This window comes from Chitinophaga sp. (assembly GCF_036566945.1).
Classification (GTDB): domain Bacteria; phylum Bacteroidota; class Bacteroidia; order Chitinophagales; family Chitinophagaceae; genus Chitinophaga.
In genome coordinates this window covers 1-6,431 of the sequence record NZ_DATCVJ010000161.1, presented here as the reverse complement: position 1 = coordinate 6,431, position 6,431 = coordinate 1, and the positions used below count along the sequence as shown (strand labels likewise).

The 6,431-nt window shown below is 46.2% G+C and carries 4 protein-coding genes; all 4 read right to left on the bottom strand.

What is annotated here, in order from left to right; all coding sequences use genetic code 11:
* Positions 1-974: enolase C-terminal domain-like protein (locus tag VIP81_RS04735; RefSeq protein ID WP_331957328.1), on the bottom strand; the 974-nt coding region annotated here is incomplete at its 3' end.
* 2 nt (positions 975-976) lie between these two features.
* Positions 977-1,864, bottom strand: coding sequence for an aldo/keto reductase (locus tag VIP81_RS04730; RefSeq protein WP_331957327.1), 888 nt, complete (start codon positions 1,862-1,864; stop codon positions 977-979).
* A gap of 215 nt (positions 1,865-2,079) precedes the next feature.
* Complete coding sequence (locus tag VIP81_RS04725; RefSeq protein ID WP_331957326.1) at positions 2,080-4,362, bottom strand: hypothetical protein; 2,283 nt, start codon at positions 4,360-4,362, stop codon at positions 2,080-2,082.
* Between the two features lie 79 nt (positions 4,363-4,441).
* Positions 4,442-6,259, bottom strand: coding sequence for a RagB/SusD family nutrient uptake outer membrane protein (locus VIP81_RS04720; RefSeq protein WP_331957325.1), 1,818 nt, complete (start codon positions 6,257-6,259; stop codon positions 4,442-4,444).
* Between the last annotated feature and the right edge of the window lie 172 nt (positions 6,260-6,431).

Here is a 6,431-nt window from a genome sequence, read left to right as displayed (position 1 = left end):
ATATATTCTACCTGACACGTTTCTGCAGCAGTAGCCATGAGGGAAGAAGTGAACAAAGAATATCCTCCTGAAGAAAAATCTATCTGATGTTTGTGGGCCAGATCTTTCACTGCTGTCCATTCTTTTACACCCGGCAGATGTCCTGGAACCGGTTGCAAATGTGCAACACCGATATTCACCAGTGTTGGAAAAACCCGGGAAGTTCTTTCAGATTCACCGAAAGCAATTTTCATCGGCGTTTGCTTGCACAACAACTCTATCTGATCTAAAGAAGCAGAATGAGTAGGTTCTTCAAACCAGGCTAAATCTTCCGCCGCTGTAAGATCTATGAACCGGAGCGCCTGTTCGCAACTCCAGATCTGGTTCGCGTCCACTGCCAACCGCGTATGTTTTCCCAGAAGGCTGCGAACGAATTTTACCCGTTTTACATCTTCCGTCATGCTATGCCCGAAATCCTTTCCCACTTTCATCTTATAACATCCTACACCGTTTTCTACAAAAAAACGGACTTCCTGCTCCAATTCTGCGTAGGTATAATTTGTACCACCGCCACTCCCATATACCTTCACATCACCGCGTGTAGCGCCCATATAGGTATGCAATGGAACGCCTTGCCGTCTTGCAGCCAGGTCATGCAGCGCCATATCTACCTGCCCCAGCAACGCAGCAGCAGGGCCACGAAAACCTTCATTCCTGATAGACCAATACAAGCGGGGATATAACTGCTCATACATCACATCGCTGGCATATAATAAGATCGGCACCAGGCAAGCCTCTAAAATATTAGTGTAGCTACTGTACACCGGCGACTCCCCTACATTGCCATACTCGTCTTCGATTACAATCAGCGACATGCCAAACTCCGGGAAAGGCCCCATGGTGGCATCCTGAAACGCCGTAACCGCCTTTACCGGCGCTAATTCCCTGATCTGTATACTTTGGATATTAAATATCTCCTGATCAATACTGTACATTGCTACGACTGTTTACCACTATTACAACTCCCGATTTCATGCAGGATTTCTTCCGGTAAAGGACCTTGACTGAAATCACTTATACTCGCATCTAACTCAATTTTATTGGAAGGGCCCAGTACAATATTAAAAGTATAGGGCAAAGACAACAGGAATCTGTGCGCCAGGGTGGGCAATGACATTTGATATTTTTCAGCCACCTGCTCCAGCTGTAATGCCATCTGCAGGGCTTCCGCAGACAACCATTGGGGTCTCATCTGTTTGAACGAACCTATGCATTTCCCTAACAGTCCCATATTCAACGGACTGGCCGCGTAATACGGTATATGATTCGCTATACAAAACGGTAGTGAATCATGAAGCGCCGCTACCTCAGACGCATTGAGGCGGTTAAACTCCATCACCACATCAAACATGCCGGCATCCAGGTATCTTTTAAACCATGCAGGCCAATTGCCACCAACACCCAAACGTTTGGCCACTCCCTGCTCTCTCATCTTTATCAGGGTAGTTACAATCCGTTCCGCATCTTCTTCCTGAACGGCGCCGGGATCATGGAGAAAAAGAATGTCGAGTTGATCAATCCCCAATGTAGCAAGACTATCATCTACACTTTTCTTCATCCCTTCGGCTGTGTAATCATATATTCCCTGGTCTGCTGCATAAGATTTAAGTCGACCTACTTTAGAGCTGATTACAGGGAACTTACCTTTCCATTGCTGCAATGCCTTCCCCACATAGTACTCCGCATCGCCATACGCCGGCGCAGTATCTATGGCCGTAACACCTTCTTCCAGGGCCGATAAGATGGTAAGGATCGACTGATCCGGATCGACTTTTCCCCATACACCCCCCAATCCTGCGGTACCCAGTACCAAACGTTCACTCACCATATACATTTAATAGTAATACCACCTAAAGTTAAGTAACAACCCATATCTGAAACACAACAATATTGACTACCATCGATGTTATATTTACTTCCTTTATATCCGAAAATTTAAAAAACCAGGGACAAGAATATCCCCGGCATTTCGTGGAATTTTAAAATGAATTTATGCTGCTGAAAGCGCTGGCAGACGGCTGCTACGCGCCTCCATTAGTTTTAGTATCCGGCGGTTCTTTGCAGCATCACCGGTGCCGATTTTTTTCCGTCGATCATTTCATATAGCGCCCAGCTATTTTTATCGTTGCCCGGTTCCAGTCTCCAGCTGCGGGCGGGGTCCATCAGTTGTATTTTCACCCAGCGGGGAAATGCGTTCGCCGCGCGGGCATCTTCCCATGTCCGGATCACTTTAAAGATGGCCTCTTTTTGCGGACAGCTTTCCACCTCTTTCTCATTCAACGACAAACTATAAGTAGTACCCACTCCTACTGAAATGGCCTGGATATGCTCATATTGTGCTACCGTTGAATGTGCCGTAATCGGGAAATTGCCTCCCATGCCTACCGGGAAAAAATTACCGTAGGTAACATCTCTCAAATCCTTGCCCTGGCTGGTGGCACTACCCCATTCTCTGGTGTCGGCATCATACAGATTTTTTCCTCCACCCACATTCCAGATGCTCTGGTAATGCCAGGAGCCTTCTGATAAAGTAGCCCCGGTAAAGCGGATGTAAGGCACGCCGAGTTCTTTTGCCCGGTCAAACATTTTATGGAAAAAACGTTTAGTGGAATAATATCCATGCCCGTTATTGAATAAAAATTCCTGTCCATCAAAATCATAATACGCGAGTCCGTTAATGCTACAAACCTCCGCGTAATATTTTGCGATTTCATCCTGTAGTTGCATGTTCGGGATCACGCCATCATATCCATAGTTTACGGTGACCTGTAGTTTGTAAACTGCCGCTCCCGCAGCATGTTTTGCAGGGGTGGTTTTCCAGTAACCACGTTTTACGTTTAATAAACGATAAGGTGGTTTATCGGATATGCCCATATAGTGAATGAGTTCCTTGCCGATTTTGATCATATTGAGGTCTGCGCAATGTCCTTCCCAGCTGGCAATTTCGTTCATGTATTTCGGGTCATTCACGATGATGCTGGTATCGGTGGTACTGACGTCCTTTACCAGTAACCGTTTTTGCTGATAACAAAGACTATCGCTTGGCACCGGGCTGGCATCCAGTGTGCCGGGGGCCAGCGAATTGGTAATGGGCGTTCTGCCAATGATGATGCCGTAGGGTGCTGCCAGTGCAGCAAATTCCTTGTGCGACTTATTTCCGGTCGCCATCTTGATGGGCTTTCTTTCAAAATTCTTTCCGTCGATATACCCTTCATTTCCGCGATCGGGTCTGATGAAACCCTGGTCGTACAGGCTGATGGCTTTAAAACCGAGGCGGTGGGTGTAAGCAATAATGCTGTCGTTTTTATTACCTGCACTCATGGCATCAGGCACAAAAGCAGCCGGGTCTTTCACCCATTTTCCGTTGATAGTAGGGTACGGTAGTCCTTCCGACAACACAATATTGCGAATCACACCGGTGAGTGCCGTGCTATCCGGGCTGCCCCACAATGCAACGGATGATCCGATATAATTTACACCGGGCAATGGCTGTACCTCAATGTGGTTGGGTATATTTGCCGCCATATGCGGGATCAGGGAAAACAAAATTTCCCGTTTCCCGGACCGGTCCCGGGAGTGATACGAAATAGAAATGCGTCCTTCTTTATCTACCTGCGCGGCATCGCCGTACATAATGCGATACCAGGGTTCTTTGTGCGCATAAAATGCCACGTCGCTGATACCATTACCTCCTAAACTGAATACCTGCCCTTCATGCACTGAATCCGGCAAAGGAAAGCGTTTGGCGTCCGGTGTATGAATAATATATTGAAAAGGTGCTGCATCGCCGATGGTGGCAGAAGTACCTCCCAGCGTGTTATCGTCCAGCGCCAGCATACCAATGGCATAGTTCACGGCATTGCTCGTATCACGCGCCACGCCAATGATTTCGCCCAGCAGGTTGGTAATATTGGTATGATATGATCCCCACTGCACATCTTCAATGTTGGTACGATTAGACAACGACAATAACGTTAGCTTCAGGTATCCGGCCTGCTGGGTAAGCCGTATAGCGGCCACCGACCCGTTGGTATAGGTCAGTGACAAGGTTTTAGCGGATGGGCGGTAAGCCGCTTTTACCGGTTCATAATATTGTTGCTTATTTCCATCATACAACAACATCAGCGGCGAGGGTTTGTCGGCAGGACTGAACTCCCGGTTGGGTTGTACGGTGGTATTCTTCATACTGGTAATAAAACCCCGCTGATCAATATGTATTTTTAAATAATCAGTATGAAAATCCCATTGAGCGGATAAATCCGTTCCGATAAAAAGGGTGGCCATCACGAGGAGGGTCTTCCTGTAAAAATTTACATGTATCATTTTATTGATTAAGAATTGTATGTAAAAGAAGAAGCCGGGTTGCATTTACCAGGCTCTTCTCAAAATGATTTAACGCTACTTATTGCAATGGATCAAAGCTACCACCCCATTCGTTATTTTGCAGTAATTTATTTTGGGACTGGGAGATCTGCCCTGGATTCAGTGCCGAGAACCAGTGGTTTAAATTAAAGTTGAATTTATAGTTAGCATCTCCATCCAGGCTGGTGATATAGGCGGCATAAAATTTCGCCCTGGTAGTATCGTTGTAAATAAGTTCATTGCCGGCTACTTTCTGATCCGGCTTCAGCACCACATATACAGAAGGACGTGTGCCCATGGTATTTAAAAGATCGTATCTTTTCCAGCGTCTTAAATCGCCGGCACGTTTTCCTTCAAAAGCAAATTCAACAAACCTTTCTCCCCTAATAGCCTGCTGTATTTCTGTTTTCGTAGCAGCGGTGATGCCGTAAGAACCGCCAGCACCGGGCGTAATACCTGCCCGTTGACGAATCTGGCGCAATACATCCAACGCTTCGCTGCTTTTACCTAATTCATTGGCACATTCACCATAGTTCATCAATACTTCTGCAAAGCGTATTTCCGGCCAATCGGTTTGTCCCTTCCAGCTGTTTTCATCCACAACGGTGGTGTCCAAACCTTTTCTATCGTAGAAGCCTACAAATCCGGGGATACCGGAGCGATCAAAATCCGTCACCAATACGCTTTTGTAGCTGGCCCTTTCGGTGGCATTGCCGGATATATAGCGATACATACACCAGTAGGTTTCTCCTTTGCGATAGGTAGCTGCGTTTTGGTCGGGCCATACATAAGGCACGCCTCCAAAATACACCGTGGCGTAAAAGCGGGGATCGCGATTAAGGTAGAAATCTTTCAAAAACTGGCTGTTGTAAGCAGGATCAGACAACCTGCTAACATCCAGTTGCATAGGAGATCCGTCTCTTTTAGGGAAGCCCAGCAGCATAGGAAGATAAGGCTGATTTTCGTTGTAGGTCCCTGCTTTTAAGTTCGTTAAATCGATGGGATGTGAAGGATAGAAATATTGGTTCACCATAATCACTTCCTTGTTCCGCTCCTGGTACCAGATGTTCCTGAAATTTTCAAACAATCCGTAACCGGCAGCGATGCCGGCATCTTTCGCAGCCTTATTGGCATCGTAGGCTGCCTGCCAGCGGGCCTGATCATTAGACGGATTAAATAAGGGGCTGGCATACCATAACAGTACCCGTCCTTTAAAAGCCATGGCGGCAATTTTGGTGATTCTTCCGTAATCCTTGTCAGTATTGGTATACACGGCGGGTAAAGCAGCAATAGCCTCATCCAGGTCTTTTATAATCTGCGCTACGCATTCGGAGGTTTTATTACGGGCAACAAATAATCCCGCAATATCAGAAGGGTCTTGTACATGCAATATCAATGGCACCCCACCCACCTGTTTTACCATATTCCAATACACCCACGAGCGCCAGAATTTAGCTTCCGCTACATACTGTCTGTTCAGCTCTTCCGCCACTACCGTATTAGGCACCGTTGCCATTTTATCGAGGAAATAATTAATACGGTCCACATACTCGTATTTTAAATCCATGTGTGTATTTTCCACGGTAACAATTCCCCGCTGGTATTCCCCCAGGTTATGCCCGTCGGCATTGAGCCCTTCATCACTATCGGCGCCATTGATCGGCCATCCGGGCATTTGAGCGCCATAGATATCGTTGAGATAAGTATTGATCATATTGGGATCTGTCCACACGTTATCCGGCACAATGGCATCTTCATTTTTATAATCCAATCCTTTTTTACAAGCCTGGCTAATCAGGATCAACGCGACGAGCAAACATCCGGCACTATATATGGAGAAGCGATTTTTACGATTCATAACAAGGTATTTTTGAAAATTTTAAAACAAGTTGAATTAATACGTCACACTTACGCCAAAATTGAAACTGCGCATGATGGGGAAATTATTAGGCCCCCCAATTTCAGGATCGTAATACAACTTGTTAAACTTGCTGATGATAAATGGATTGGTGGCATTGAAGAAAAAACGT